Here is a 26,251-nt window from a genome sequence, read left to right as displayed (position 1 = left end):
TGTCCCGGGTAGCGCTCACCACCGGGAGAGGCAGTCCGATGACCCGCGAGAAGATCAGCACGCCCGACGCGCCGCAGCCGGCCGGCAACTACTCCCAGGGGATCCGGCTGGGGAACCTCGTGTGGACGGCCGGCTTCGGACCGCAGCACCCGGTCACGGGCGAGATCCCGGAGTCGGTGGCGGACCAGACGCGGCGGGCGCTGCGCAACGTCGAGGCGACGCTGGCGGAGGCGGGGCTCGACCTGGGCGACGTGGTCAAGACGACGGTCCACCTGGCCGACCTGGCGGACTTCGCCGAGTTCGACGCGGCCTACGGGGAGTTCTTCCCGTACCCGAAACCGGCGCGGACGACGGTCGGGTCGCAGCTGGCGGGGATCAAGGTGGAGATCGACGTGGTGGCGGGACGGTTGACGATCGACGACTGACTTCGGCTACGGCGTTCCCAGCGTCGCCGTCGACGACGGGAGCCCGTACTGTCGCGCGAGCCCGTCGATGATCGTCCGGACGAATGCTTCCGCTGCCTCCTCGTCGGCGGCCTCGACGCTGTCCAGGTCGATCTGGAACGTCACCTTCAACACTCCGGGACCGCGTCGGCTACGCCACCATGTACCCGTGACGGCCCCCGGGATCCGGGGGTCGTACAACGCGCCGTGGCAGTAGAGCAGGCCGAAGTCGCCCGCATGGATGGCGCGGGAGTAGACCCCGCTGTTGGTCCATCGATCGAGTGCCGACTCGACGGCGAGCACCACCGGATGGGACTTCTGCCGCCGCGTCATCCCGACGAGCGTGGCGCTCACGAGTCGGTGCTTGGCGAGCTCGGCCCACAGATCAGGTTCGGGCCACGCCGAGCCAGTCACGTCCTCGTAGGTCACCCGGGCGATGTCAGCAAGTCCGAGCGTCGCGTCCGGCGGGTCGTCGGCCTCGACGCTGCCCTGGGCGAGGACCTCTGCCAGAGAACGGTGACCCGCAGCGACGATCGACAGCTCGAGCGCCCTCCGGGTGTCGCCCAGGGCGCTCGCCCCGTTGTCGCTGTGGCGGACGTCCAGTGTCGCGAGGCTCGCCAGCACCGTGTCGAGACGGTCCTGGAACGCGACGATCTCACCCGGTGGCAGACCGCGGAGTGTTTCCGCCAGCCGGTCGAGGGACTCGTCCGTCACGCTGCCGCCCAGCACGTCGATGAGGGACCAGAAGGTCGGCTCGTCGGCCGGACGTCGGGAGCTGTTCACCTGCACACCGGATTTCCATCGGGACACTTTCCGTACCGCATGCGGTACTTCAGGATGAGAGAGGCCTCGACGAAGGTTTCTTACGCCGAGGGCCGCCCTGACGTTCAGATGCCATACCGGCTCATCGGCCGAGCATGGCGGTCCGGTCGAGGCGGTCAGCGACGACGCACTCGACGTCAGGTCGCCAGGGCCGGTCGACCGCCGGTCCGGGTCACACCCGTCAGAACCATGTGGTGACGACGTCCACGACCCGCTGACCCGCGTCGATCACGGGGATCGCGCGCCACTTGTCGAACGCCGTGCACGGGTGGGAGATCCCGAGCTCCAGCAGGTCGCCGACGGCAAGCGCCGTGCCCAGGGGGTCGCTCGCCTCGAGGTACGCGTGCTGGTCGTTGGTGCGGGTGACGTCCCAGCCCACGACGGCCACCGGCGCCTGGGCGGCGCGGTGCCGACGCAGCACCACCGGCAGGCCGGAGTCGTACGGCACGTCCCGCTTGCCGGCGCCGACGATCGCGAGCCCGACCTCCGGGGTCGAGACCACCTGCGCCCAGACCCGCAGCGCCGGGTAGAGGTGGCCGGCGATCCGGGTGAACGGCGTCGAGGCCGCATAGGTGCCGTGGTCGTGCGTGAGGTACGCCCCCGACCGCAGGATCGTCGTGCTCGGCACGCCTGCGACGTCGGGTCCGCCCAGCACGTCGGCGACCACGTCGAAGTACGCGGACCCGCCGGCGGAGAGGATCACGTGGTCCCGCAGCAGTCCCGCGTCGACCAGCATCTCCGCGACGGCGCGGACCTCGGCCAGGTACTTCCGGGCGGCGTCCACGTCGGCGAGGGCGCCCTCGTACGCACTGACCCCGACCAGGTCGACGCCCGGGGTCTGTACGGCGTGCTGCGCCACCGCGAGGGCCTGGTCGCCGGTGCGGACGCCGGAGCGGCCGGCCGCGAACCCGACCTCGAGAAGCACCCGCACCCGACCACCGTCAGCGGCGGACGCCGCGACGTCGACCGCGGCCACGGAGTCGACGTGGAACAGGATGTCCGTCGACGGTTCGGCCGCCAGGGTCTGCGCGATCCAGCGCAGCACGGCGGGGTCGAGGACCTCGTTGGCGACGAGCAGCCGGCGCACGCCGAACGAGTGCGCCGTGAGCAGCTGGTTGCCGGTCGCCACGGTGATGCCCCACGCCCCGGCGTCGAGCTGCGCGGCGAACAGCTCCGGCGACATCGTCGTCTTGCCGTGCGGCGCGAACGCCAGCCCGCGCTCGGCGGTGAACGCCGCGAGCTGCGCGATGTTGTGCACGACGGCGTCGGCGTCGAGGGTCAGCACGGGCCAGGTCAGCGACCCGTCGGTGAGCGTGTGACCAGCGGCGACGAAGTCCGACCGCGTCACCGGGGTGGGACACCAGAAGCCCTTGGTGGTCGGGCCCAGCAGCAGGGGAGGGAAGCGCAGCGTCATGGTGGGCTCACCGTAGCGACGACGCACCCGTTCAGCTCCCGGTTCAGCGCATCACGTTCCGCCGCCGTGACCCACAGGCCGTACGCCGCTTTCACGCGGACCTGCCGCAGGGCGTAGACGCACCGGTACCCGCGCTGCGGCGGCAGCCACGTGGCGGCGTCGCCGGCGCCCTTCTCCTGGTTGGCGGGACCGTCGACGGCGAGAAGGTTGGCGGGGTCGTTGGCGAACGCCTCGCGCTGGTTCACGGTCCACGCCTGGGCACCCTTCTGCCAGGCGTCGGACAGTGCGACGACGTGGTCGACCTGCACCTCGGCCGATCCGGGTCCGCGCGCGAACGGGATCGGGACCCCCGTGTAGGGGTCGTCGAGAGTGCCGCTGAGCACCACGCAGTCCTCCACGACGGTCGCGACCAGGTCCCGGCGCAGGATGTCGTTGCGGGTGTCGCACCCGTTGCGATCGACGTCGGCCCACGCCTGCCCGAACCGCTCCCGCGCGTACCCCGTGCTCGGCGCCCTGCCGCGGACCGGCAACGAGCCGAGCGCCGCACGCCCCGCGGCGAGGTCGTCGGCCGTCACGGCGTACCGGGCGGCGTCGCGCGACTGCGACCACGCCGGTGCCCCGGCGCCGACGGCGACGCAGACGACGAGCGCCAGGAGCCATGGTCCGGCTCGGCGCCGGCCCGGGGCGCGGTGGTCGTCGTCTCGCATGCTTGACCATCGGGCACCGCCGTACGTCTGCGGTGGTGAGGTGTGGACGGACGGGCCTGTGGGCGGCTCGTCGGGGTCGACCCGCCGGCGGGCAGGGCACCGCGGTTCACCGGTACTCGACGACGACCTTGAACGGATGAGGGTCGGCGAGCGGACCGGGCCGACGGTCGTCGACCGAGAAGCACACGGAGTACGCGGCGTAGAAGTCCTCGTAGGGCGCGTCGTCGGCCTCGAACGTGAAGTCGAGGACGACGTCGCACGTCTGCTGGCGAGCGACCCCGGCGACGTCGATGCCGCTGAGCGTCCAGGTTCCCTCACCGCGCAGCAGGGTGCCGAGCAGACGCACCGCGCGCGCCTCGACCGCACCGAGCGAGCCGATCACACGGTTCGCCAGGCGCAGCGCCGCCTCGTCGGGACCCGCGCCCGAGCCCCGGACCAGCACGTCGACGTCGTCGGGCAGGACGACGTGCCACTCGTCGGTGACCGAGCCGTCCACCTGCACGGCCGGTCTGAGCTGTCCGGTCTCGATGCTCACGGCAGCCCTCCGGTCGGCGTCGCCCGGTACGGGAGACCGGCCCGCGACACCGTACAGCGTGGTCCGCGCTACACCACGGCTCGCAGGAGGAGCGCCGCGGCCGCGATGCCGGCGACCGTGCGCACGTGGTTGCCGGCGTTCCACTCGCGCACCCACCCCGGCCACCGTGCGGCGGCGTCCGGGCCCGCGGGGTCGAGCGCCGCGAGCTCGATGTTGCGCGGGACGTTGTAGGCGGCGGTGACGCCGATCGCACCGACCAGGTAGACGGCTGCACCGGCCAGGAGCCACGGCGACCGGTCGACGACGCCCACGACGACCAGCGCGACGCACGCGAGCGTGGTGCCGAACATCAGGAGCATCAGCGGCGGCCGCTGCGCGGTGACGTTGATCGACTGCATCGCGGCGATGCCGTGCGCGGCCGGGAGCCGGCGCAGGGCGGGCATCACGAACGTCGAGAAGGCGAAGAGCACCCCGCCGACGGTGGCGGACGCGATCGCGGTCGCGACGGTGAGCACGACGAGGGGTGTGCTCATGAGGTCAGGGTCCACGAGGTCATGTCTCCACGGTCCCGGGCCGCTCGTGGACTGTCCATGACGAGACGTCGCGCGTTCATGCCCGATCGTCCAGCGGAGACTTGCTTGACTTCGAGCGCACTCGAAGGCGCATCATCGACGCCATGAGCGTCGCCGAGTCCACGGACGTCAGCCTCAGCATCGCCGAGGCGGCCGAGGCCACCGGCCTGACCACGCACACCCTGCGCTACTACGAGCGTGACGGGCTGCTGCTCGACGCGGTCGACCGGGCGTCGTCGGGCCACCGCCGCTACTCCGAGGACGACGTCGGCTGGATCCGGATGATCACGCGGCTGCGTTCCACGGGCATGCCGATCCGGGAGGTCCGCCAGTACGCCGACCTGGTCCGGGCGGGAGACGGCAACGAGGCCGAGCGGCTCCAGCTCCTCGTCGCCCACCGCGACCGCGTCCGGCAGCAGCTCTCCGAGGTCGCCACGCACCTGGAGGCCATCGAGTACAAGATCGGCCTGTACGAGCGCAGCACCTGCACACTCACCTGACACGACGTCCGCAGAGCGCCCGTAGGTTCGTCGGGTGCCCCCGAACGACGACGACGCTCGCGTGAGGACTTCGTCGCGCCAGGCGGAACGAAGTCGTCACGCGAACGGTCCGGCGCTCTCGGGTGACGACGCCGACGGCCGCGTGACGACGTCGTCGCGACGTCCGCACGCCGAGCGGCGTCACGGTCGCAGGCCGGGCGGTCGACGAGGGAGTCGGCTGGTCGCCGGGGGAGTCGCCCTCGCGCTCGTCGCGGTGGGGCTCGTCGTGTCGCGGGTGGACCACCCCGTCGCCGATCCCGTCGGCGACGCCCTCTACGCCGCCTTGGTCGTCGCGGTGCTGGTCGTCGTCGTACCTCGGGCACGGTCCGTGACGGTCGCCGGCGTCGCGTTCGCGATCTGCGCCGCCGTCGAGCTCGCGCAGCTGACCGGGATCCCCGCGGCGGTCGTCGACGCGGTCCCCGTGGCCCGGTACGCGCTGGGCACGACGTTCGTCGCCGTGGACCTGCTCGCGTACGCGGTGGGTGCGGGACTGGCCTGGGTCGTGCGACGCTGACAGCCGGACCGACGCACCGGGGGACAGATGGATCCGTCGTACAGCCTGGCCGTCCGGCTGGCCTGCGAGTTCATCGGCACCGCGATCCTCATCATCCTCGGCAACGGCACCGTCGCGAACGTGCACCTCAAGGGGTCCAAGGGGTACCGCGGCGGGTGGTCGCTGATCGCGATGGGCTACGGGTTCGGCGTGATGATCCCCGCGCTCATGTTCGGCGGGATCAGCGGCAACCTCATCAACCCGGCGTTCACGCTGGGGCTGGCGACGTGGGGGCTGTTCCCGTGGTCGGAGGTGGCGCCGTACATCGTCGCGCAGGTGCTCGGCGCGATCGCGGGCCAGGTCGCCATCGTCGTCACCCACAAGCCGTACTACGACCAGACGACGGACCCCGAGGACATCCTGGCGACGTTCGCGACGATCAACTCCGCGCGTTCGCGCCTCAACGGCTTCCTCATCGAGCTGCTCGGTTCGGTGGTGCTCTTCTCGTGCGCGCTCGCCATCATCAACTCGCCGCTGACGCAGACCGAGCCCGCCGTCGCGCACCTCGCGCTCGGGTTCCTGGTCTGGGGACTCGTCGCCGGCCTGGGCGGTCCGACCGGTCCGGCGCTCAACCCGGCGCGTGACCTGGGCCCTCGGCTGGTGCACGCGGTGCTGCCGCTGCGGCACAAGGGGTCGTCGCAGTGGGACTACGCGTGGGTGCCCGTGGCGGCGCCCGTGCTGGGCGGGATCATCGGCGTCGGCGGCTGGTACCTCCTGCTCGGCTGACCGCTCGGCAGGACACATCGGGCCCTGACCGGCATGCTCGTTGCCGGGGGTGGGACATGTCCGTGAACACGAGCATCTTCCGGCGCAAGTCCGTCGAGGACTCGCTCGAGGAGACGTTGGACCCCGAACGCGCCCTGCGCCGGACCCTGACCACCTGGGACCTCATCGTCCTGGGTGTCGCGGTGGCCGTCGGTGCGGGCATCTTCTCGGTGGGCGCCACCGCGGCGGCGAACTACGCCGGCCCGGCGGTCATCGTCTCGTTCCTCATCGCGTCCGTCGTGTGCGGTCTGGCCATCATGTGCTACGCGGAGTTCGCGTCGACGCTGCCCGTCGCCGGGTCCGCGTACACGTTCTCGTACGCGTCGATGGGGGAGTTCGTCGCCTGGATCATCGGGTGGGACCTCATCCTGGAGATGCTGCTGGGGTCGGCGGTGATCGCGAAGTTCTGGGGCGTGTACCTGTCCGACGCGTTCGGCCTCTTCGGTATCGACGTCCCGACGACGCTCACCCTCGGGGGCGTGGACGTCGAGTGGGGACCGGTCGTCATCGTCGCGATCTTCACCACGCTGCTGGCCCTGGGCACCAAGCTGAGCACGCGCGTGAACAGCGTGTTCACCATCATCAAGGTCGCCATCACGCTGTTCGTGATCGTGGTCGGCTTCTTCTACATCAATACCGCGAACTTCTCTCCGTTCGTCCCTCCGTCGCAGCCGGCACCGGAGCGCACGTCGCTGGAGCAGCCGGTCTTCGCGTTCCTGTTCGGGCTCGAACCGACGGCGTACGGCGTCATCGGGGTGCTGTCGGGCGCCGCTCTGGTGTTCTTCGCGTTCATCGGTTTCGACGTCGTCGCGACGACCGCCGAGGAGACCAAGAACCCGCAGCGCACGGTGCCGCGCGGCATCCTCGGCGGCCTGGCGATCGTGACGGTGCTCTACATCCTGGTGACGATCGTGGTCACCGGGATGGTGTCCTACACCGAGCTCGCCGAGGCGGACACCCCGTCGCTGACCACGGCGTTCGTGCTCGTCGGCGCGGACTGGGCGGGGCGGGTGATCTCCGTCGGGATCCTCGTCGGCCTCACGTCGGTGCTCATGGTGCTGCTGCTCGGCCTGACGCGCATCGTGTTCGCCATGAGCCGCGACGGCCTGCTGCCCCGGGGCGCGTCGCGGACCTCCCACAAGTACGGGACCCCGGTCCGGCTGCAGATCGGCGTCGGCATCGTCGTCGCCCTCATCGCCGGGCTGTCCGAGGTGGAGCTGCTCGAGGAGATGATCAACATCGGGACGCTGTCGGCGTTCGTGCTGGTCAGCTTCGGCATCCCGATCCTGCGCCGCACGCGGCCGGACCTGAAGCGCGGGTTCAAGGTTCCCTGGTCGCCCGCGCTGCCGATCGCCGCGGGCGTCGCGTGCCTGTGGCTGATGGCCAACCTCACGACACTCACGTGGCTGCGCTTCCTGGCCTGGCTGGCCGCCGGCGTCGTCATCTACTTCGTCTACTCGTACCGGCACTCGGTGGCGGCGAACCCCGGCCACGACGCACGGACGGGCGCGAAGCTCTAGTCCACGGGTTCGAGGACGAGTACCGGGATCAGGCGGTCCGTCTTCGTCTGGTAGCCCTCGTAGGCGGGCCAGACCTCGTTGGCGCGCGCCCACCACTCGTCCCGCTCGGCACCGGAGACCTCGCGCGCGAGGTAGTCCTTCTTCACGGCACCGTCCTGCAGCTCGACGTGCGGGTGCGCGACGAGGTTGCGGTACCAGGCCGGGTTCTCGGGCGTCCCACCCTTCGACGCGACGACCGCGTACCGCCCGTCGTGCTCGACGCGCATCAGGGCGGTCTTGCGGAGCTTCCCGCTGGAGGCTCCCACGGAGGTCAGGACGATGATCGGCTTGCCCTGCAGGGTGTTGGCCTTCTGGCCGTTCGTGCGCTCGAAGGTCTCGGCCTGGTTGCGGGCCCACGCGGACGTGCTGGGCTCGTACTCCCCGGTCAGCGGCACGGTTACTGCTTCTTCTGCTCGTCCAGGTAGTTCTTCGCCTTCTCGACGACGCTGTCGATCTTCGCGTCGTGGCCGTCGCTCGTCCTCGACTTGACCGCCTCGGCCGCCTTGTCGATGGCGTCCTTGGCCTGCTCCTCGCGACCGCTGACGGCGGCCTTGGCCTGGTTGACCAGGTTCTCGATGCCCATGGTGGCGTCCTTCCTCGGGGTGACGACTCAGTCTGCGACGTCCGGGACCGGTGTGCTCGACGAGGAGGTCGTTCGCGGCATCGCGGCCGCTGCTGCCACCGTCGCCACCGCGACGACCGCCACCGCGACGAACGCCACCGTGACCGCGTCACCGAACTGCTCCGGGTCCTGCGCGGGCGTGTCCCCGTGCATGAGGCCGTTGACCAGCGCCCCGAGCGCCGCGACCCCGACCGCGCTGCCCATCGACCGCGAGAACAGGTTGGCGCCCGTGACCACCCCGCGCTCGCTCCACCCGACGCTCGACTGCGCGGCGATCAGGCTCGGCGACGCGACGAGCCCCAGCCCTGCGCCGATGACGAAGCAGGCGAGCCCCACGGCCGGCACGGACGGGTGGGCCGACGCGACGACCAGGCCGACCGCACCGGCCACCACGACGGCGGAGCCGATGATCGCCGTCGTGCGGAAGCCGAACCGCAGGTACAGCCGCCCGGACTGCGACGCGGAGATGGGCCAGCCGATGGTCAGGGTGGCCAGCGTGAGGCCCGAGACCAGCGGTGAGACGCCGAGCAGCGCCTCGAGGAACGTCGGCACGTACGACGTCAGACCGATGAGGATGACGCCCACCCCGACCGACACCAGCGACGCCGCGAGCAGCAGCCGCCGGGAGAACACCCACAGCGGCAGCACGGGCTCGTCGGCCCGCTGCTCGACGCGGACGAACGCCACCAGCAGCAGGGCGCCGACGACGAACGCACCGACGCTCGGCACCGACAGCCACGCCCACGCGTTGCCGCCCTCCAGCAGCGCGAGGATCAGCAGGGTCATGCCGGTGGTCAGCAGGAGGCCGCCGGCCCAGTCGATCCGGTGCCGCTGGTGCTCGACGGTCTCGTGCAGGTGCCGGACCAGCAGCCACGCCGCCGCCAGGCACAGCGGGATGTTGACGAAGAAGATCCAGTTCCAGGTCAGGAACTCCGCGAACACGCCGCCGAGCGTCGGACCGACGACGGCCGAGACGCCCCACACGCTCGCGATGTACCCCTGCGCCTTCGCCCGCTCCGCGACGGTGTAGATGTCTCCCGCGATGGTGATCGCCATCGGCTGCACGGCCCCCGCACCCAGACCCTGCACCGCCCGGAAGGCGATGAGCGCCGGCATGCTCCACGCGAACCCGCAGAGGATCGACCCGAGCAGGAACAGCCCGATGCCGAGCAGGATGACGGGCTTGCGGCCGACGGTGTCGGCGAGCTTGGAGTAGATCGGGACGCTCACCGCCTGCGTCAGCAGGTACACCGAGAACAGCCACGGGAAGCTGGTGAAGCCGCCGAGGTCAGCGACGATCGTCGGGACCGCCGTGGCCAGGATCGTCGCGTCGATGGCGACCAGACCGGTCGTGACCATGATCGCGACGAGGATCGGGCCGCGCTCGGAGCGGAAGCCGACATCGGTGCTCAGGGGTCCTCCTCGGTGGTCCTTCGGGGTCGACCCTAGGCTGGCCGACGTGACGCGCGAGTATGCGATGACCGGGTTCACCGTCCGCGAGCACCGGGTCGAGGTGCCGGTCGACTGGTCGGCACCCGACCGGTTCGGCTCGATCGAGGTGTTCGCCCGCGAGCTCGTCGACCCGGAGAAGGCGTCCGACGACCTGCCGCTGCTGCTCTTCCTGCAGGGTGGACCGGGCGGACAAGGGCCGAGACCGCTCGGCGGCGGCTGGGTCGCCGCCGCGCTGGAGAAGTACCGGCTGATCCTGCTCGACCAGCGGGGGACCGGACGGTCGTCGCCCGTCGACGGGCGCGTGATCGGCGGCATCGAGGACGCAGCGGGCTACCTGGCGTGCTTCCGCGGCGACGCGATCGTCGCCGATGCCGAGCACCTGAGGGCGACCGTCTACGGGGGTCGGCAGTGGGCGACGCTGGGGCAGTCCTACGGCGGGTTCCTCACGTTGACCTACCTGTCGCAGCACCCAGACGCGCTCACCCGGTGCTTCGTCACCGGTGGGCTGCCGCCGGCCACCGTCGACGCCGAAGCCGTCTACGCGGCGACGTTCCAGCGCCAGGCCGCCCGCAACCGCGAGCTCGCGCGCCTGCACCCGTCCGACGTCCCCGTGCTCGGCGCGATCGCCGACCTCCTCTCCGACGGGTCGGTCGTCCTGCCCACCGGCGAGCCGTTCACCGTCGAGCGGCTCCAGCAGCTCGGGCACGGGCTCGGGATGAGCACGGGGATCGACGAGCTCCACTGGCTGCTCGACACCGCACTGACCCCCTCCGGTGCGCTGTCGGACGCGTTCCTGGGATCCGTCGTCCAGCACACCGGGTTCGACAGCAACCCCCTGTACGCCGTCCTCCAGGAGGTCATCTACCACCAGGGCCACCGCGAGCCCGGCTGGGCAGCACAGTCCGAGCGCGACCGGTGGCCGTCGTTCGACCCGTCCGCCCGCCCGCTGCAGCTCACCGGCGAGACGATCTTCCCCTGGATGTACGAGCAGCACGCCGCGCTGCGACCGTTCCGCGCGGCCGCCGAGGCGCTCGCGGCCCGGACCGAGTGGCCCGCCCTGTACGACCTGGACGCGCTCGCGGCGAACGAGGTGCCCGTCGCCGCCGTGCAGTACTACGACGACCCGTACGTCGACCTGGACCTCGCCCTGGCGACCCCCGTCGGCAACCTCGACGTCTGGATCACGAACGAGCACCTGCACGACGGCCTGCGCGCCGCCGGCGACACGATCCTCCCGAGGCTGTTCGACCTGGCAGCGGGCAAGGCCCGCGTCACGGGCCGCTGACCGGCCGCTGACCGGCGTCGCCCGGCGAGCGCGGCACTTTCCGACGAGAGCGGCAGTCGGAACTGCCGTCCTCGTCGCAGACTGCCGTCCTCGCCCGGCGGAGTCGGCCGGTGCCGTCCTCACGCCTCCGGCGTCGGCTCGTGGCCCGGGCGGCCGTGGGTGCGGTTCTGCTCCTTCAGGCCCGCCTCGTAGACGTGGCGGCGGCCCGCCATGAGCTCGTCGCAGACGCGCTGCTCGGCCGCCTCGAAGACCCGGTAGTACTCCTCGTCGTACGCCTCGACGACCTGGAACGTCCACCGGCCCGGCAGCACGTTGCGGCCGACGAGCTCGGCGCGGAGCTCGTCGGCCAGGTCCTGGTGCCCGGCCTCTGCCAGCTGGTCCAGGGCCTCCGCCAGCTCCTTGTCCGCGCGGCCCGTGAGCCGGTGGAACGCGTAGAGCATCCCCCGCGCGTGCTCGACCACCTCGAACGCCGCCGTCAGCGCACCGACGGCGTCGACCGTCTGCTCGGAGGTGCCGGGCGGCGGTCGGTGGTCGTCGTCGCGCTCATCAGCCATGCGTCGATGGTCGCCGCGCCCACCCCTTCCCGCACGTCGACCCGCGACGTCCGCCGCGCACCAGCCCCGAGCACCGCACCCGACGCCCGTGCCGACGCTCAGGTCTCGTCGGCGACCGCGACGGCAGCGGCGAACCCGACATGGATGGCGGCGGCAGCGGAAGGATCCGTCCGTCCACAGATCACCCCACCGACCGGCGAGTCGACCTGTCCCGTGTGGCAGGGTGGCTCCCCGGGTGGGCGCCAGACGCCACCCGCCGACCCTCTGACCTGCCCCTGGAGCCTCCCCGTGCGCGTTTCCCGTCGTCTCCTCGCGGTGCCTGCCGCTGCCGTCCTCGCCTGGTCGCTGACCGCGTGCGGGGGTGCAGCCCCCGAGGCACCGGCCGGGCTCGACGCCAGCGCGTCGGCCACCGAGGAGACGGTCGTCGAGCCCGCCGGCTTCGTGCTGACCACGGAGAACCTGCCCGACATCGCCGCCGCGATGCTGGCCGCGCAGACGTACGACACGACGATGGTCACCGAGGTCGCAGGCGCCTCGATGACGGCACAGGGGCAGGCGCGGGTCAGCGACGCAGGCACCGAGATGACCCTCTCGATGAGCAGCCCCGAGATGGCGGCACCCCTCGACATCCGCCTCGTCGGCGGCCAGATGTACGTCAACATGGGCGAGCTCACCGGCGGTCTGTTCTGGCAGCTCGACCCCACCGACACCTCGAACCCCCTCACGGCCGGGTTCGCCGGGTCGACGGGACAGGCCAGCGCCGCCGACAGCCTCGAGGCGCTCGTCCCGGCGCTGGTGTCCGTCGAGAAGTCCGGCGCCGTGGAGGAGCTCGACGGCGTCAGCGCGCAGCCGTACGACGTCGTGGTGGACACCAGCAAGATCGCCGGGAGGTCGGCCGAGCAGTTCGCCGCCGCCGCGGAGGCGGGCGTCGAGGTGCCCGCGCAGATCACCTACACGTACTGGGTCGGGGACGACCAGCTGCCGCGCAAGCTCTCCATGGACCTGCTGGGGTCGCACATCGAGATGACGTTCAGCAACTGGGGCGGACCGGTGACCATCGAGGCCCCGCCCGCCGACCAGGTCACGGCCGCACCGACCATGTGACCGACCTGGCGGCCCGCGGTGAGCGGGCCGCCGGCCGCGCGGCCGTGCGGGCCCCTGGTACGGCAAGCACCAGGAGTCGCGCGGTCACGGGATCGTCATCACGCGCAGCGTCCCGCCGAGCACCGCGTCCGTGAGCCCCACCGTCAGTCGCCCAGCGCCCACCCGTGCGGTTCCGCCAGCCGGTCCGCCGACGCCGGTCCCCACGACCCGACCGCGTACGGCTCGGGCGCCGGGCGGTCCTCGCCGAGCAGCGGGGCGAACGCGATCCACGCGGCTTCGAGCCCGGTGGCCGTGGTGAAGAGGGTGCGGTCGCCGACGAGCACGTCCTCCAGCAGCCCCGCGTACGGGGGCAGGGACTCGCCGGGCTCGACGTCCGCGAGCGCCAGGTCGGCGGTACCGGTGCCGAGCTCGAGGAACGCGCCGGGCTTCTTGACCGTCGTCGTGACCTTCAGCTCGCCCGACCCCGCCAGGGACACGACCACGCGGTTGGGGCCGACGGGCGAGCCGAACAGCTCGTCGGGCGTCCGCAGCACCAGCGTCACCTGCTGCGCCGACGCGGCCATCCGCTTGCCGGTGCGCAGCAGGAACGGCACCCCCTCCCACCGCGGGGTGTCGACCCAGAGGCGCGCGGCGACGAACGTGTCGGTCGTCGAGTCGTCCGGCACGTCCGCGATGTCGCGGTACCCCTCGAACTGGCCGAGCACCACGTCGTCGTCCGGGTCCAGCGGGCGGAAGTGCGCGATGACGTCCTCACGGGCCGTGCCCAGGTTCGCGGCGTCGAGCCGGTGCGGCGGCTCCATCGCGACCTCGGCGGCCACCTGGAACAGGTGCGTGACCAGCATGTCGAGCGCGGCGCCGGTCGCGTCGTAGAACTCCGCCCGCTGCGCGACGTCGAGCGTCTCGGGCACGTCGATCTGGACCTGCGCGACGTGCCGCCGGTTCCAGATGCCCCCGAACAGCTCGTTGGCGAACCGCAGGACGTGCAGGTTCTGGGTCGCCTCCTTGCCCAGGAAGTGGTCGATCCGGAACACCTGCTCCTCGTCGAACGCGTCGTGCACGATCGCGTCCAGCTCGCGGAACGTCTCCAGCGAGGTGCCGTACGGCTTCTCGTAGACGATCCGGATGCCGTCGGTGAGCCCGGCCTTCTTCAGCGCGCGGGTGATCGGGGCGAAGGACGACGGCGGGACCGCGAGGTAGTGGATGACGGTGACGTCGCCGCCCAGCACCTCGCGCAGCCGGTCGAGCTCGCCCGGGAGCTCGTCGGCGCTGTCGTCCTCGCTGACGTCCCCGCAGTACGCGGTGTGCTTGGTCAGCTCCGGGACGCCCGCCGCGGCCTCGTCGTCGCCGAACTCCTCGACGGCGGCGCGCAGGAGCTCGTCGAAGTCGTGCGAGCTGATCGGCGTGCGTCCCGTGCCGAGCAGCGCCCAACGCTCCGGCAGCAGCCCACGCCGCTGCAGCGTGGCCAGCGCGGGGAGCACCATGCGCTTCGCGAGGTCACCGCGGGCACCGTGCAGGACGAAGATCAACGGTTCGGTGGGCGCCATCGGGCTGGGTCCTCACGACGTGACGGGCGGAGCCTCGACCGTACGTTCGCGTGCCGACGAGCGCGCGGCGGGACGGATGGTCCGACGGGCGCGGGGGATCCATCATGGCCAGCAGCGCGGCGTCCTCGCCGACGCCCGCTCCCTTCGCCCGACGTTCGGGGTCCTGGCATGACGACCTATCTCGGTATCGATCTCGCGTGGGCCGCGCGAGCGAGGACCGGCCTCGCGGCACTGGACGAGGACGGCCGGCTCGTCGCGTCGACGAGCGCGATCACCGACGACGAGATCGCCGCGTTCGTCGACGCGCACACGTCCGGCGCGGTCGTCGCCGCGATCGACGCCCCGCTGATCGTCCCGAACGCCACAGGTTCGCGCGTCGCGGAGCAGCTGATCACCCGGGAGTTCGGGCGCTACAACGCGGGCGCGTACCCGTCGAACCGCTCGCGACCCCTGTTCGACCCTCCGCGGGGAGAGACCCTGTGCCAGCGGTTCGGGTGGGATCCCGACCCGGCGACCCCGCCCGGGCGCGACCGATCGGTGGCGATCGAGGTCTACCCGCATCCCGCGATGGTGGTGCTCTTCGCGCTGGCGACGGTGCTGCCGTACAAGGCGAAGCGTGGCCGGGACGTCAGTGCCCTGAAGACAGCCTTCGCCTCCCTGCTCGACCACATGGAGCGCGTGTGCGACGAGCCGCTCGGGCTGACGGCCTCGCCGCGGTGGGCGGAGATCCGGTCGGCCGTGGCCTCAGCCGAACGGATCGTGGACCTCGACCGGGTCGAGGACGAGGTCGACGCGGTGCTGTGTGCGTACCTCGCCTGGCTCTGGGGCACGGGCTCGCCGACGATGCGGGTGCTCGGCGACGTCGACAGCGGCTACATCGTCGTCCCGGGCACGGCCTCGGTGCCCCCGGCGGGACGCACACCGCGTGCTGACCTCGCCGACGAGTTCCGGACGGCGGTCCCGAGCCTGACCCGCCAGGAGGCCGAGCGGCTGGCGGCGATCGCCCGACAGCGTTGACCTCTACCCGACCGGCACCCACAGCACACGCGCGACCCGGTCGAGGATCGCGTCCAGCACGGCCCCGCGGTCGAACTGCAGGGCGTGCAGGCGCGCGCGGGTCTCCCAGTCGGCGCGCTCGTCGGGGGACAGGGCGAGGACGCGATCGAGGGCCGCGGCGATCGCGGCCGGGTCCTCGACGGGGACGATGACGGCGGTGTCTCCGACGGCCTCGCCGATGCCTCCGGTGTCCGTGGTGATGACGGGGCCGCCCCCGGCCAGCATCTTCTCGGCCAGCGCGATGCCGAACGTCTCGACGAACTCCGGCCGCGGCTTGCTCGGCAGCACGTACGCGGCGGAGCCGGCCATGAGGTGGGCCTTCTCGTCGTCGTCCACGTCGTCGAAGAACACGATGCGGTCGGCGGCGGGAGAGGTGGCGGCGATCTCCTGGAGGCGGGCGGCGTCGGGACCGTTGCCGGCGACGACGAGGCGGAGGTCGTCGCAGCCACGGCTCTGCTCGAAGCCGGCGATGAGGTCGTCGACGCCCTTGGCGTGCGCGAGACGCGAGAGGAACAGGACGTAGCCGTCCGAGGTCAGGCCCCGCCTCTCGAGGACGTTCGCGCTCTCGGCCGCGTCGAGGTCGAGGTACGAGCCGACGTCGATCGCGGGGTACGAGACCGAGACGCGCTCGCGGCACTGGGCGGCGAACGTGGTGCCGTGCTTGGCGTCGATGGCGGCGGCCTCGGCGATGATCAGCTCGCGCGTGTAGTCGCTGACCGCGAGGCACACGTCGTGCTCCAGGTAGCTGGACAGCACGTGCGCCGCGGCGCCGAACTCGTCCTTCTCGACGCAGGCACGGACGACGTTGGTGACGTCGGAGCCGACGGCCTCCGCGACGGTCGTGACGTTCACCGGCAGACCGGTCCGCCGGGCGACGTGCACCGCGTCGGCCACGGCCAGGGAGTGCGGGCTCAGGTACAGCGACATCGCGACCGTCGGGACGCCGTCCGTGAACAGCTCCACCAGGCGGCCGACGATCCCTGCGAGCCAGCGCCCGTCGGGAACCTTGTAGTCGCCGACGGGTTCGGGGCGCTCGACGGTGATCCCCGGCGAGTACGGCAGCACGCCGTCGAGCGGCTTGAGGGGGAGCCCGGTCGCCTGCAGCCGGTCGATGGGCCACGTGACGATGCGGACGTCGTCGAAGCCCCGCTGCAGGGCGGCCTCGGCGAGGTTGCGGGCCTCGCCCGAGTGGCCGCAGATGACCGGGTCGGCGCGGACGACGATGACGAGACGGCGGTTCGGGAACACGGCGACTCCTGGGATCAGCGCCGCAGCGCGGCGGTCGGGGGGTGGGTGCTCACGGACGGCGGCCGGACGGTGGTGCCCCAGGCGCTCGGTGTCGGGCCGAGCTCCAGGTGCAGGCGTCCGCCGCGATGAAGCTCCGTGCCCGTGAGCCACGTGCGGTCGAGCCGGTCGCCGTCGAGGTGGACCGACTGGACGTACTGCGTGGGTCCGTCGGGGGTCGGTTCGACGAACCCGGTGGTCTCGATCGTGAGGTTGCGGTCGCCGACGTCGATGCTCGACTCCCGCCACGCGGGCGCGCTGATGAGGAACAGGTTCTGGCCCGCGACGGGGAACAGCCCCAGCGACGCCCACACGAACCACGACGACAGCCCGCCGGAGTCGTCGTTGCCGGGCAGCCCGCCGCGACCGGTGCCGAACTGGTTCTGCACGATCGCCTGGACGACCTCGGCGGTCCGGTCCGGACGGCCCGCGTAGTGGTACGACCACGGCGCCTCCATGTCGGGCTCGTTGTTCAGGCCCTCGAACCGGTTCAGCGCGTACCCCGCGGCCATCTCCTCGATGGCAGGCCGCAGCCCCGGCTGGGTCACGGCGGGCGCGCCGAAGCCGAAGAACTCGTCGAGCTGCGCGACGAACGCGTCGTCGCCGCCTGAGAGCTTGATGCGGGCCGCCATGTCGTGCAGCAGCCGGAACGAGTAGTTCCAGCGGCCGCCCTCGTAGTAGGTGGAGTCCTGCAGCAGGCCCGTCTCCTCGTCGAACGCGTTGACCCAGCGGGCGGCCAGCGGCGTGAACTGCTCGACCAGCGCCGGGTCCCCGACGTGCGCCGCGATCTGCGACGTGCACCAGTACCCGAACGCCAGGTCCAGCGTGTGGCTGATCGGGTGCACCTTGCCGCGCAGCAGGAAGTCCTCGCCGTACGTCCGGCGCAGGTCGTTGTGCATGTGCACCAACGCCCAGTCCCAGTCCATGCCCGGGAGCCCGAGCTGGCACAGGTCGGCGAGGAACGTGTGCGCCAGCGCCGACGCCTGCCGGCTGAACTGGTCGGCACCACGAGCCATCCGGTACCCGATGGGGAGGTTCCCCTCCTCCTCCGAGATGTACAGCAACGCGTTCGCCAGCTCGACGGCCTTGTCCGGCAGGAGCGTCGTCAGCAGCGGCAGCTGCGTCCGATAGATGTCCCACATCGTCGCCAGGTCGAACGCGAACGGCCCGTCGGCCGGCCAGAACGGCGACTCGTCGGGCGCCAGGCACGGCTTGATCAGCGAGTGGTACAGCGCGGTCGAGAAGACGGTCTGCTTGTCCTTCGACGGGGTGTCCACCCGGATCTTGCTCAGGGCGTCCTGCCAGACCTCGGCCGTCGCCGCGCGCCTCGTCGCAAAGCTCGACGGCCCCGGCCCGCACTCCCGCTCGAGGTTCTCCCGTGCCTGGTCGACGCCGCGCAACGAGAACCCGAACCGCAGCTCCACCACCTGACCGGGTTCCGACGGACCCGCCCACATCAAGCCGAACGGCCGCAACGTCGTCGGCCGGATCCGGTCGAAGTCCAGCCGCGTCCCACCCGGCATGAGCCGGCGGTCGTACCAGAGCAGCTGTCGCCAGCGCGGGTCGTCGCACTCCACGTGGATCGCCAGCGGAGCACCCTCGACGACGATCTCGCCCTGCGCGATCCCCGGGCTGATCGAGTGCAGGTGCGCCCGCAGCGGCACCGTCCGCCCATGCGGGATCGACAAGCCCCCGAGCGAGAAGTCGATGACCAGCCGCGCGTCCCGGTGCGCAGGAAACGTGTACCGGTGCACGGCACTCTTGGGGCCGACCGTGATCTCCGCCCGGATGCCCGACTCCAGCGTCGCCGAGTAGTAGCCCGGCTCAGCGCTCTCGTCGACGACGTCCCACAGCTGACCCAGGTCGTCCAGCGGCTGCAGCATCGGCGTCACGCGGAAGTAGTTGTAGTACTTGCGGATCGCGCCCGTCCCCGACTGCTGGAAGTGCGTGAAGCCGCTCGCGACCTGCCGGTCGTACAGCTCCGTCGGGAGACCCTCGGTGCCCAGGTCGTAGCGGCCGTAGCCCGTCGGGTACGCGCCGCTGTACGCGCACGCACTGACCATGCCCAACGGGTACGTGGCCCCCGGGTGCGTGTTGCCGACCTGCGGCTTCGGCCACCACCACGTCGTGGCGATCCCCTGCTGCGGCGGCAGGCTCGTCGCCTCCGTGCCGATGAACGGGTCGACGCGTTCGAACATCCGCCGCTCCTCGCGCTCGTCGTCACCGGACGTCAGGGTCGCGTGCGGGCGACGCCTGCGTCTATGCCTCGTTGAGGGGGACGGTACGGGGGGAGTGTGTCTGGCGGGTTACGAGCGTGTCGGGTGTCCTCACGGACCCCCGTCGATGTCTCAGCGACCGCTGACGTTGGAGAGAACGTTCAGGAGGACGACGAGACCCACGCCCACGATGAAGAGCCGGCCGAGAGCGCTAGCGCAGGATGACTGCCGGGCCTTCGATGACCCTCTCGATCGAGTCGTGGGGCGCTGGACCGCTCCCTCGCGTCGCTTCTGCACTGTCCGGCTGCTCGGCCTGCGCTTTCTCGGGGTCGGAACGCCGGGACTCGTGGCACCGCCGAGATGACTCTCGAGATATCGCCCGACATCGGCGACGTCGAACGGAGACAGGCGATACGGCAGGCTCGCCAAGTACGCCGGGAGGTGCACGCGCCCCACGACGACAACACCCAGGGAGGACGACGTCGGTGGCAGATCCTGGCTGGCCAGGCACACGATGCCGCGTACGGCTGATCTGTGAGGCGGCGCCAGCTCAGCGGAGAGATCAGCCGCGGCAGAGGCGACAGACTCGACCTGGGGAGTCCGGTCATACCCATTCTGGCGAAGGCGACCATCGACGATAGTGACGTCGCCCGACCAGTTCTTGGCATCGACCAGGATGACGCCGCCGGGTCCCAGAGCCACATGGTCAAGATTTGCCTTGGGGCGACCTGGCCAATGCAGATCGTGGAGGACGGCCCATCCGTATCGGGCTGTGCTCTCGATTGCTGCCGCGACGAGGCGTTCGCCCTCGGCTCCCGCAGACCATGCGCGCTGGTCGCGCTGTGCGCGAACGAGGCGCGCCTGAACCTCGGCATCGAGCTCACAGCTTCGCGCTTCCTCGGCTCGCAGCTGCGCGACGCGGCGAGCCCGTCGACTGGCCTGTTCCTCTGCGCCGAAGCCCGCCTCGCCCATGGGTGCCCTGTCGGCTGGTCGGGCTCGCACCTTGAGGCCATGGCTCCACCGGCAGTCGTTTGACTTGCGTCATCTCCTGAAGCGTTCCCATCGCCAGGCGAGCAGCGCGCGATCGGGGTGGTCCGCGCGGCGACGCGGGAGCGTGAGCTCCCGGCCGTGCATCTCCTGAATGCCGTGGCGGAGCATCGGTCCGTCGACCTCGGCCATCACATCGACGGCTATCTCGACGCGATAGTCGGGGGTGATGCCGAGCATGTTCTGGTCGTAGGCGGCGTGATGGATCTTGCAGAGTGCGAGTCCGTTCGGCGTCGTCGGAACGCCCAGGACCTCCGTGTCCGGAACGATGTGCGCGGCATCGAGCAGCGAACCGTGCTTGAGCGTGCAGACCGCGCACCTGGTGTCATAGGCCAGGAGCACCCGCGTCCGGAAGGCCGGCTGGTGCAGTCGTTGCTTCGCAAGTCGAATCGCGTACTCGCGCTGACGCACGTCGAGATCGCGGAGATCGCCCATGTAGCGGAACGCCTCGTCGAGCGCGACGAGGAAGGTTCGCTCCTCGGGATAGTCGTCGACGACGTACACCGGCATCACCGGGGTGTAATAGTTGGCGACCTCCTTGCGAAAGAGGATCAGCGGCATTCCCGTCTCTATCGCCGCTCGCATCTTCCGGTTGTCTCCGCTGAATGCGTCGCCGCTCCGATACGCATAGTGGAGGAGTCCATCTTTAGACTCTGTGTCGTCGTACGGGCCGGTCGCCGATGCCACGATCGCCAGCGTCGACGACAGTCCGGCCGGATTCCGGATGCCGCGCGAGAAGTCGATGATCGGTAGGTCGCGGCCGTCGATGCGAAAGCTCAAGAGCTCCTGCCGATGCAGAAATCCACCATTCGCTTCGGCGCGGATGCGTATCCAATCCATGATCCGGGTCCGAAGCGCTGCCTCGACCACGGTATCCATCTCGTGAGCTGACCAGATGCGGCGGGTGTACGCAAGGCTCAACCCGCGAGGCCGGGCGTCTGCTGCCATGATCGCGACAAGGCCCGGGGCTGCGTCGCGCTGCGAAGGTCGCGTGTGGGGTTTGTCGAGTGTCCGGAAGGGCGAGCACGTGAACGAGGTTGTGTCCCGCAGTCAGCTCCCCACCGTCCCCCGCTCCGCGTGGAACGCGCTCGTCGTGCTCATGGCCGGCATGTTCATGGCTCTGCTCGACACGACGATCGTCAACGTCGCCCTCCCGACGATCCAGGTCAGCCTGGACGCGAGCGAGGCGACGCTGAGCTGGATCATCAGCGGCTACGCGCTGGCGTTCGGGATCGCGCTGATCCCCGCGGGCCGGATCGGCGACCGCATCGGGCACAAGTGGGTGTTCTTCACCGGCCTGCTGCTCTTCACCCTGGCCAGCCTCTTCTGCGGGCTCGCCCAGAACAGCCTCCAGCTGATCGTCGCGCGAGTCGTCCAAGGGCTCGCGGGCGGCATCTTCGTCCCGGCAGTCACGGCGTTCATCCAGCTGCTGTTCCCTGCGCAGGTGCGGGGCAAGGCGTTCGCCATCCTGGGCTCGGTCATCGGTGTCTCGACGGCCCTGGGTCCGATCCTGGGTGGTCTGATCATCGAGGCGTTCGGCGACGAGAACGGCTGGCGCCTCGTGTTCTGGGTCAACCTGCCGATCGGTGTCGTCGCGCTGGTCGCTGCCGCGAAGGTCCTGCCGGCCGGGGCGGCGACCAAGGCGAAGGACGGGTACGACCTCGTCGGGCTCGTGCTGCTGACCGCCGGGTTGATCGCGCTGCTGGTGCCGCTGATCGAGGGGCAGGACAAGGGGTGGCCGGCGTGGACGTTCGTCACGCTCGCGGCCGGGGTCCTCCTGATCGTGGCGTTCGCGCTGTGGGAGAAGCGCATCGAGGACGACAACCCGATGGTCCCGCCGCACCTCTTCGCACATCCGGCGTTCACCGGCGGCACGATCCTCGCGCTGGTCTACTTCGCCGCGTTCACCAGCATCTTCTTCACCATCTCGCTGCTGTGGCAGGCGGGGCTCGGCCACACGGCGCTCGAGTCCGGCATCGTGGCGGTGCCGTTCGCCCTCGGGAGCATCGTCGGTGCCTCGCAGAGCAACCGGCTGGCGAAGCGGCTGGGCCGGACGGTGCTCGTCGTCGGAACGGGGATGGTCGCGGCCGGGCTCGTGGCGACGTGGCTCATCCTGCGGTGGGTGCCGGCGCCCGACCTCGTGAACTGGGACCTGCTCCTTCCGCTGCTGATCGCCGGCATCGGCAGCGGGCTGTTCATCGCGCCGAACGCGCAGTTCATCGTCGCGACCGTCAACCGGTCCGAGGCCGGCGCGGCCAGCGGGGTGATCAGCGTGATGCAGCGCGTCGGGTCGGCCATCGGCATCGCCGTCATCGGCAGCGTCCTGTTCGGCACCCTGCACCTCACCAGCAAGGACCCCGCGCAGATCGCGCAGGCGTTCGTCGACGCCGCCGCCCACGCGATGGCTGTCAGCGCGGTGCTGGCCGTCGTGAGCTTCGCGCTGGTGTTCGTCCTGCCGAAGCAGGTGGACGGAGGCCCACCGCCGACCGAGTAGCGCTCAGCCCTGCAGCAGGGGGAGGAGCTGGCTGCCCTGCCGTTCGATCTCCTGCAGGTACGGGGTGTCGGACAGCACGAAGTGGGTGATGCCGAGGTCCTCGTACTTCCGGAGGGATCTCGCGACGTCGGCGGCGGACCCGACGAGCCACGTCGTGCCGGCGCCGCCGCCGCCGTAACGACCGGGCGCGGTGTAGAGGTTGTCGTCGAGCACGTCGCCCTGCTCGGCCAGGTCGAGGAGGCGGCGCTGGCCGACGGCGGTCCGACGGTGCGGGTTCGGCGGGTTGGCCCCGTGCGTCGAGGCCATGCGGGCGACCTTCGCCTCGGCGTCGGCCCAGGCCTGCTCGGTGGTGTCGCGGACCAGGGTGGTGACCCGCAGACCGAACTGCAGCGGGGCGTGCTCCCGTCCCACCTCGTCGCTGAGCGCGCGCAGGCGCTGGATGCGGTCCTGCACCCCGGCGAGCGGCTCGCCCCAGAAGAGCTGGACGTCGGCCTCGGCGGCGGCGACGCGTTCGGCGGCCTCCGACGCACCGCCGAAGTAGAGGGTCGGGTGGGGGCGACCGTCGCGAGGCTCGATCCGGGGGACGACGGTGGACCCGGTCACCTGGAAGTGGTCACCCTCGTAGTGGACGTCCTCCTGCGTCCAGAGGCGTCGGACCACCTGGAGGAACTCCCGTGTGCGGGCGTAGCGGTCCGCCTGGTCGCCCTCGCTGTCGCCGTAGGCGCCGAGGTTGTCCTTGCCCGAGACGACGTTGATGCGGACGCGCCCGCCCGTGAGGTGGTCCAGGGTTGCGGCGGCCGACGCGAAGTTGGCGGGCCGCCAGTAGCCGGGCCGGATCGCGATGAGCGGCTCGAAGGTGGTGGTGCGGGCGGCCATCGCCGTGGCGACGGTGAACGTGTCGGGCCGACCCCAGCCGGTGCCGAGCAGCGCGCCGGTCCAGCCGTGGTCCTCGAGCGCGACGGCCTGCTCGGTGAGGGTCTGCAGGCTGTTGTGGTCGGGCACGACCGCGTCACCGCGGTGCCCCGGGGCGACCTCGTTCGGGATGTACCAGAGGTAGTCGGTGCTCATCACGGGTCCCTGGGTGTCGGTGGGGTGATCGGGTGCCGGACCCTATCGTTAAGCAGACAAGATGAGTCCACTTTTGTTGCGGGTGTCCGAGGTGTGGATGTCGCTCACGCGTCAGCCGCCGGCCACGTCCCGGCCACGTCGGCGCGCTGCACTTGTCGCATGGCCACGACGCTGGACATCGCCCGCCTCTACTCCGCCGCCGACCACAACGAACCGGTTCTCGGTTCTACCGTCTGGGCCATCGCGCACCCCCTCGGGGAGCCGCCGAGCACCGGACCCGACCTGCGCTGGGTCGCCGTGATAGGCGAGGTCAAGGGAGTCCTGCTGGACACTCCGGGGTGGCCGCACGGGCAGGTGTGGTCGACGGAGGAGCTGTGCCGCGAGCACGCGTGGGCTCGGCACGTCGCGGGGAGGCGGACGGGGTTCGAGATCCGCCGGATCTCCGTCGTGACACCCCGGCTCTTCCGGCTGGCCCCGCACTGAACGCAGGTAGCGTGAACCTCGCCCGCAACGACGAGGGAGCATCCATGAAGGACTTCGACCAGGCGCTGCGCACGGCGGCCCCCGGCACGATCGACGGCGCCAAGCTGCTGACGCGGTTCGCGTACGAGCAGGTCGCGGTGCCCAGCGGGGGGCCGGTCGGGGAGCGCTTCGAAGGGTTCATCCCCGCGCTCGTGCAGCGTGAGGGCACGCACCACCTGGTGGCGTTCTCGTCGGTGCAGCGGTTCCAGGACGAGGGGCGTCTCGGGGGCGAGGCGATCACGATGCCCGTGCGCGAGGTGCTGCTGCGGATGCCCACGGACGTGGGCATCGTGATCAACCCGGGCAGCTCACAGGGGTTCGAGCTGGGGCCCGAGGCCGTCGCGAAGCTGCGTGACGAGCTGACGCGGCCGCACGACGAGTCGCCGTGAGCCGTGTCAGCGTCGACTGACTACGCGGGCACCTTCACGGTCGTGAGGAACGCGGCGGCCTGGGTGAGGTCGTCGAACTCGTCCTCGACGAGGTCGACGAGCAGGTCGTTGCTCCACAGGATGAGCCGGCCGATCGTGAACTGCTCCTTGGCGACCTCGGGCAGGGTCAGCCCGTAGACGCGCTGCGCGATCTCCTTCTTGCCGCCGCGCGCCGCGCCGTAGGTGGAGATGGGCAGGTAGGACTCGGGCGACGTGGCGACGAGGACGCGAGTCAGGGTCGGCTCCTTGAAGCCGGTCATCCCGAGCCCGCCCTGGCCGAGGATCAGCCGGGTGAGCCGGTCGGGCAGCGGCACCGTGGTCGGCCCGTACAGCAGGTAGCGGATGGTGTTGCGGGTGCGGGCGGAGGCCTCACGCTCGCCCATCGTCTTCCACGCCCGGTTGAACGAGGCGGTGGTCGCGTTCGTCGCGCCGGGGGTCTCGTTCACGAACGAGAGCAGGTCGCGGGGGTCGCAGTCGGCTACCTCGTCGCGCGCGAACACCTGCTGGTAGTGGGTCCAGTCGTACCCGGGCTCCGTGGGCGGCGCCGCCGCGGCCAGGGCGGCGACCTTCTCCCAGCGGGCGGGGTCGACGGCGGCGCGGTCGGGGAACCGGGCCTGGAGGTCGGCCGACGAGGACGGCAGGGGGGCCGACGTCTTCGACTCTCCTCGGGTCCACTGGTGGCTGCAGGCGGTGCATCGGATGGTGCGGCGATCGTCCGCCAACCGTTCGACGAGTTCGAGCTCTCCGGACGTACAGGCCGGGCATGTCAGCATGGTGCTCCTTCGTCTCTAGGGAGAGTGTGACGCACCGAGCGCCGCTCCGGGGACGAGGGGGACTCCTAGCCGAACAGCGGACCCTGTCTGATCCGGTCCAGGAGGCCGTCGGGGGTGACGGCGTCGAAGTTCCAGTTGGAGTCGATCCACCACGTGACGCCGGCGTCCTCGAGCGCGGCGATCCTGTCCGCCGCCTCGGCCGGGTCGGTGGGGAGCACGCCCTCGGCGACCAGCTCGACCGGCCTGCCGTCGCTGTGCTCGTCCACCCAGGACCGCACGGAGCGCCACTCGTCGGGCTTCAGCGGGTCGAACCCGTCCTCCCGTCGGACCGCGATGACGCCGTCGCGCCCGACCGCACGGCGCATGGAGCGCGGCGCGAACCAGACGCCGATCACCCAGACGGGGATGGTGCCGCGCACCGGGCGGGGCCGGAACTCGAGGTCGGTGACCTGGTGGTGGGTCCCGGCGTAGCTGAACTTCTCGCCGGTCCACGCGAGGTCGAGGATCGCGAGCGAGTCGTCGAGCAGGGCTGCCCGTTGCTTGACGTCGGTGGTCTCGCCGGAGACACGGCTGTAGGCGCCGTCGTCGACGGCGCCGAGGCCCACGGGCAGGACGAGCCGCCCGCCGGACAGGTGGTCGACGGTCAGGGCCTGGCGGGCGACCTCCCACGGTTTGCGGCGCGGCAGCGAGAACACCATGGCGCCGAGCGTGATCCGGCTGGTCCGGACCGCGGCGGCGCCGAGCACCGTCCACGGGTCGAACGTGTCCATGGGGCCGACGCTGATGCCGTCCCAGGCCATGAACGCGTCCCAGCCGGCTTCCTCGGCCGCGACGGCCATCTCGATGTTCTGGGCCGCTGAACCGCACGACGCGGTGACACCGAACTTCATGCC

At 71.1% G+C, this 26,251-nt stretch carries 28 protein-coding genes; 11 read left to right on the top strand and 17 right to left on the bottom strand.

The annotated features are described in order from the left end of the window. The first annotated feature begins 38 nt into the window (after positions 1-38). The gene (locus CTE05_RS12410) at positions 39-425 is read left to right on the top strand and encodes a RidA family protein (RefSeq protein WP_146846567.1); all 387 of its coding nucleotides are present in this window, start codon (positions 39-41) and stop codon (positions 423-425) included. A 6-nt stretch (positions 426-431) separates the two neighbouring features. Here CTE05_RS12410 and CTE05_RS12405 read toward each other — a convergent pair whose 3' ends face one another. The 5 genes from CTE05_RS12405 to CTE05_RS12385 all read right to left on the bottom strand — a co-directional run bounded on the left by CTE05_RS12405 (position 432) and on the right by CTE05_RS12385 (position 4,454). Further along, a complete protein-coding gene (locus tag CTE05_RS12405) occupies positions 432-1,226 on the bottom strand; it encodes a DUF4240 domain-containing protein (protein WP_146846565.1) in 795 nt (264 codons plus the stop codon). A 220-nt stretch (positions 1,227-1,446) separates the two neighbouring features. Beyond that, on the bottom strand, positions 1,447-2,679 hold the full coding sequence (locus CTE05_RS12400; RefSeq protein ID WP_146846563.1) for a type III PLP-dependent enzyme domain-containing protein: 1,233 nt from the start codon (positions 2,677-2,679) through the stop codon (positions 1,447-1,449). After that, positions 2,676-3,386 carry an HNH endonuclease family protein gene (locus CTE05_RS12395; protein WP_146846561.1) on the bottom strand — a complete coding sequence of 237 codons (711 nt, stop codon included), beginning with the start codon at positions 3,384-3,386 and terminating at the stop codon, positions 2,676-2,678. The genes CTE05_RS12400 and CTE05_RS12395 overlap by 4 nt, the downstream gene beginning before the upstream one ends. Positions 3,387-3,492: 106 nt before the next feature. Further along, a complete protein-coding gene (locus CTE05_RS12390; RefSeq protein WP_146846560.1) occupies positions 3,493-3,921 on the bottom strand; it encodes a hypothetical protein in 429 nt (142 codons plus the stop codon). A 68-nt stretch (positions 3,922-3,989) separates the two neighbouring features. After that, positions 3,990-4,454, bottom strand: a complete 465-nt coding sequence (locus CTE05_RS12385) for an anthrone oxygenase family protein (RefSeq protein ID WP_146846558.1) — start codon at positions 4,452-4,454, stop codon at positions 3,990-3,992. A 143-nt stretch (positions 4,455-4,597) separates the two neighbouring features. On the opposite strand from CTE05_RS12385, the gene CTE05_RS12380 reads away from it, so the two are divergent. The 4 genes from CTE05_RS12380 (at position 4,598) to CTE05_RS12365 (ending at position 7,870) form a co-directional block, all read left to right on the top strand. Beyond that, complete coding sequence (locus CTE05_RS12380) at positions 4,598-4,993, top strand: MerR family transcriptional regulator (RefSeq protein ID WP_146846556.1); 396 nt, start codon at positions 4,598-4,600, stop codon at positions 4,991-4,993. A gap of 142 nt (positions 4,994-5,135) precedes the next feature. Next, positions 5,136-5,546 carry a DUF2809 domain-containing protein gene (locus tag CTE05_RS12375; protein WP_146846554.1) on the top strand — a complete coding sequence of 137 codons (411 nt, stop codon included), beginning with the start codon at positions 5,136-5,138 and terminating at the stop codon, positions 5,544-5,546. 27 nt (positions 5,547-5,573) lie between these two features. Further along, on the top strand, positions 5,574-6,311 hold the full coding sequence (locus CTE05_RS12370; RefSeq protein WP_146846552.1) for an MIP/aquaporin family protein: 738 nt from the start codon (positions 5,574-5,576) through the stop codon (positions 6,309-6,311). A gap of 56 nt (positions 6,312-6,367) precedes the next feature. Then, the gene (locus tag CTE05_RS12365; RefSeq protein WP_146846550.1) at positions 6,368-7,870 is read left to right on the top strand and encodes an amino acid permease; all 1,503 of its coding nucleotides are present in this window, start codon (positions 6,368-6,370) and stop codon (positions 7,868-7,870) included. Here the strand turns inward: CTE05_RS12365 and CTE05_RS12360 are convergent. From CTE05_RS12360 to CTE05_RS12350, 3 genes are read right to left on the bottom strand one after another with little or no spacing between them, the layout of a single operon-like run. Continuing rightward, positions 7,867-8,304: a nitroreductase family deazaflavin-dependent oxidoreductase gene (locus CTE05_RS12360; protein WP_146846548.1), complete on the bottom strand. Its 438-nt coding sequence runs from the start codon at positions 8,302-8,304 to the stop codon at positions 7,867-7,869. The genes CTE05_RS12365 and CTE05_RS12360 overlap by 4 nt on opposite strands. Positions 8,305-8,306: 2 nt before the next feature. Beyond that, positions 8,307-8,492: an antitoxin gene (locus CTE05_RS12355; RefSeq protein ID WP_146846546.1), complete on the bottom strand. Its 186-nt coding sequence runs from the start codon at positions 8,490-8,492 to the stop codon at positions 8,307-8,309. 27 nt (positions 8,493-8,519) lie between these two features. Then, the gene (locus tag CTE05_RS12350; protein WP_146846544.1) at positions 8,520-9,890 is read right to left on the bottom strand and encodes an MFS transporter; all 1,371 of its coding nucleotides are present in this window, start codon (positions 9,888-9,890) and stop codon (positions 8,520-8,522) included. A 100-nt stretch (positions 9,891-9,990) separates the two neighbouring features. On the opposite strand from CTE05_RS12350, the gene CTE05_RS12345 reads away from it, so the two are divergent. Beyond that, entirely contained in the window at positions 9,991-11,268 is a 1,278-nt protein-coding gene (locus tag CTE05_RS12345) for an alpha/beta fold hydrolase (RefSeq protein ID WP_307724292.1), read from the top strand. 119 nt (positions 11,269-11,387) lie between these two features. Here CTE05_RS12345 and CTE05_RS12340 read toward each other — a convergent pair whose 3' ends face one another. Then, complete coding sequence (locus CTE05_RS12340; protein WP_146846542.1) at positions 11,388-11,822, bottom strand: hypothetical protein; 435 nt, start codon at positions 11,820-11,822, stop codon at positions 11,388-11,390. A 315-nt stretch (positions 11,823-12,137) separates the two neighbouring features. Between CTE05_RS12340 and CTE05_RS12335 the strand changes: the two genes are divergently transcribed. Beyond that, positions 12,138-12,926, top strand: coding sequence for an SCO4651 family lipoprotein (locus CTE05_RS12335; protein ID WP_146846540.1), 789 nt, complete (start codon positions 12,138-12,140; stop codon positions 12,924-12,926). 143 nt (positions 12,927-13,069) lie between these two features. Here CTE05_RS12335 and CTE05_RS12330 read toward each other — a convergent pair whose 3' ends face one another. After that, positions 13,070-14,470, bottom strand: a complete 1,401-nt coding sequence (locus CTE05_RS12330; protein WP_146846538.1) for a glucose-6-phosphate dehydrogenase — start codon at positions 14,468-14,470, stop codon at positions 13,070-13,072. A gap of 168 nt (positions 14,471-14,638) precedes the next feature. On the opposite strand from CTE05_RS12330, the gene CTE05_RS12325 reads away from it, so the two are divergent. Beyond that, positions 14,639-15,487, top strand: a complete 849-nt coding sequence (locus CTE05_RS12325) for a DUF429 domain-containing protein (protein ID WP_146846536.1) — start codon at positions 14,639-14,641, stop codon at positions 15,485-15,487. A 3-nt stretch (positions 15,488-15,490) separates the two neighbouring features. Here CTE05_RS12325 and CTE05_RS12320 read toward each other — a convergent pair whose 3' ends face one another. The 4 genes from CTE05_RS12320 to CTE05_RS12305 form a co-directional block, all read right to left on the bottom strand. Then, positions 15,491-16,774: a glycosyltransferase gene (locus CTE05_RS12320; RefSeq protein ID WP_186814851.1), complete on the bottom strand. Its 1,284-nt coding sequence runs from the start codon at positions 16,772-16,774 to the stop codon at positions 15,491-15,493. 14 nt (positions 16,775-16,788) lie between these two features. Then, positions 16,789-19,008 (bottom strand): glycoside hydrolase domain-containing protein, encoded by a 2,220-nt coding sequence (locus tag CTE05_RS12315; RefSeq protein ID WP_146846534.1) that lies wholly within the window; start codon positions 19,006-19,008, stop codon positions 16,789-16,791. A gap of 150 nt (positions 19,009-19,158) precedes the next feature. Further along, on the bottom strand, positions 19,159-19,998 hold the full coding sequence (locus tag CTE05_RS20835; protein ID WP_146846533.1) for a nuclease-related domain-containing protein: 840 nt from the start codon (positions 19,996-19,998) through the stop codon (positions 19,159-19,161). 69 nt (positions 19,999-20,067) lie between these two features. Then, positions 20,068-20,952 carry an HNH endonuclease gene (locus tag CTE05_RS12305; protein WP_186814850.1) on the bottom strand — a complete coding sequence of 295 codons (885 nt, stop codon included), beginning with the start codon at positions 20,950-20,952 and terminating at the stop codon, positions 20,068-20,070. Between the two features lie 148 nt (positions 20,953-21,100). On the opposite strand from CTE05_RS12305, the gene CTE05_RS12300 reads away from it, so the two are divergent. Beyond that, positions 21,101-22,567: a DHA2 family efflux MFS transporter permease subunit gene (locus CTE05_RS12300; RefSeq protein ID WP_146846529.1), complete on the top strand. Its 1,467-nt coding sequence runs from the start codon at positions 21,101-21,103 to the stop codon at positions 22,565-22,567. A 3-nt stretch (positions 22,568-22,570) separates the two neighbouring features. Here CTE05_RS12300 and CTE05_RS12295 read toward each other — a convergent pair whose 3' ends face one another. Next, positions 22,571-23,635: an LLM class flavin-dependent oxidoreductase gene (locus CTE05_RS12295; RefSeq protein WP_146846527.1), complete on the bottom strand. Its 1,065-nt coding sequence runs from the start codon at positions 23,633-23,635 to the stop codon at positions 22,571-22,573. 159 nt (positions 23,636-23,794) lie between these two features. Between CTE05_RS12295 and CTE05_RS12290 the strand changes: the two genes are divergently transcribed. Both CTE05_RS12290 and CTE05_RS12285 read left to right on the top strand, forming a co-directional pair. Further along, positions 23,795-24,118, top strand: coding sequence for a hypothetical protein (locus CTE05_RS12290; RefSeq protein WP_146846525.1), 324 nt, complete (start codon positions 23,795-23,797; stop codon positions 24,116-24,118). A gap of 44 nt (positions 24,119-24,162) precedes the next feature. Further along, positions 24,163-24,546 carry an SseB family protein gene (locus tag CTE05_RS12285; RefSeq protein ID WP_146846523.1) on the top strand — a complete coding sequence of 128 codons (384 nt, stop codon included), beginning with the start codon at positions 24,163-24,165 and terminating at the stop codon, positions 24,544-24,546. 20 nt (positions 24,547-24,566) lie between these two features. Here the strand turns inward: CTE05_RS12285 and CTE05_RS12280 are convergent, their stop codons facing one another. Both CTE05_RS12280 and CTE05_RS12275 read right to left on the bottom strand, forming a co-directional pair. Further along, on the bottom strand, positions 24,567-25,358 hold the full coding sequence (locus CTE05_RS12280) for a zinc ribbon domain-containing protein (protein WP_146846521.1): 792 nt from the start codon (positions 25,356-25,358) through the stop codon (positions 24,567-24,569). A gap of 65 nt (positions 25,359-25,423) precedes the next feature. Next, on the bottom strand, positions 25,424-26,248 hold the full coding sequence (locus CTE05_RS12275; protein WP_146846519.1) for an LLM class flavin-dependent oxidoreductase: 825 nt from the start codon (positions 26,246-26,248) through the stop codon (positions 25,424-25,426). Between the last annotated feature and the right edge of the window lie 3 nt (positions 26,249-26,251).

The organism is Cellulomonas terrae, from assembly GCF_007990265.1.
GTDB lineage: Bacteria > Actinomycetota > Actinomycetes > Actinomycetales > Cellulomonadaceae > Cellulomonas > Cellulomonas terrae.
The sequence above is the reverse complement of the archived record's forward strand: the minus strand, read 5'-3'. Positions and strand labels throughout refer to the sequence as shown.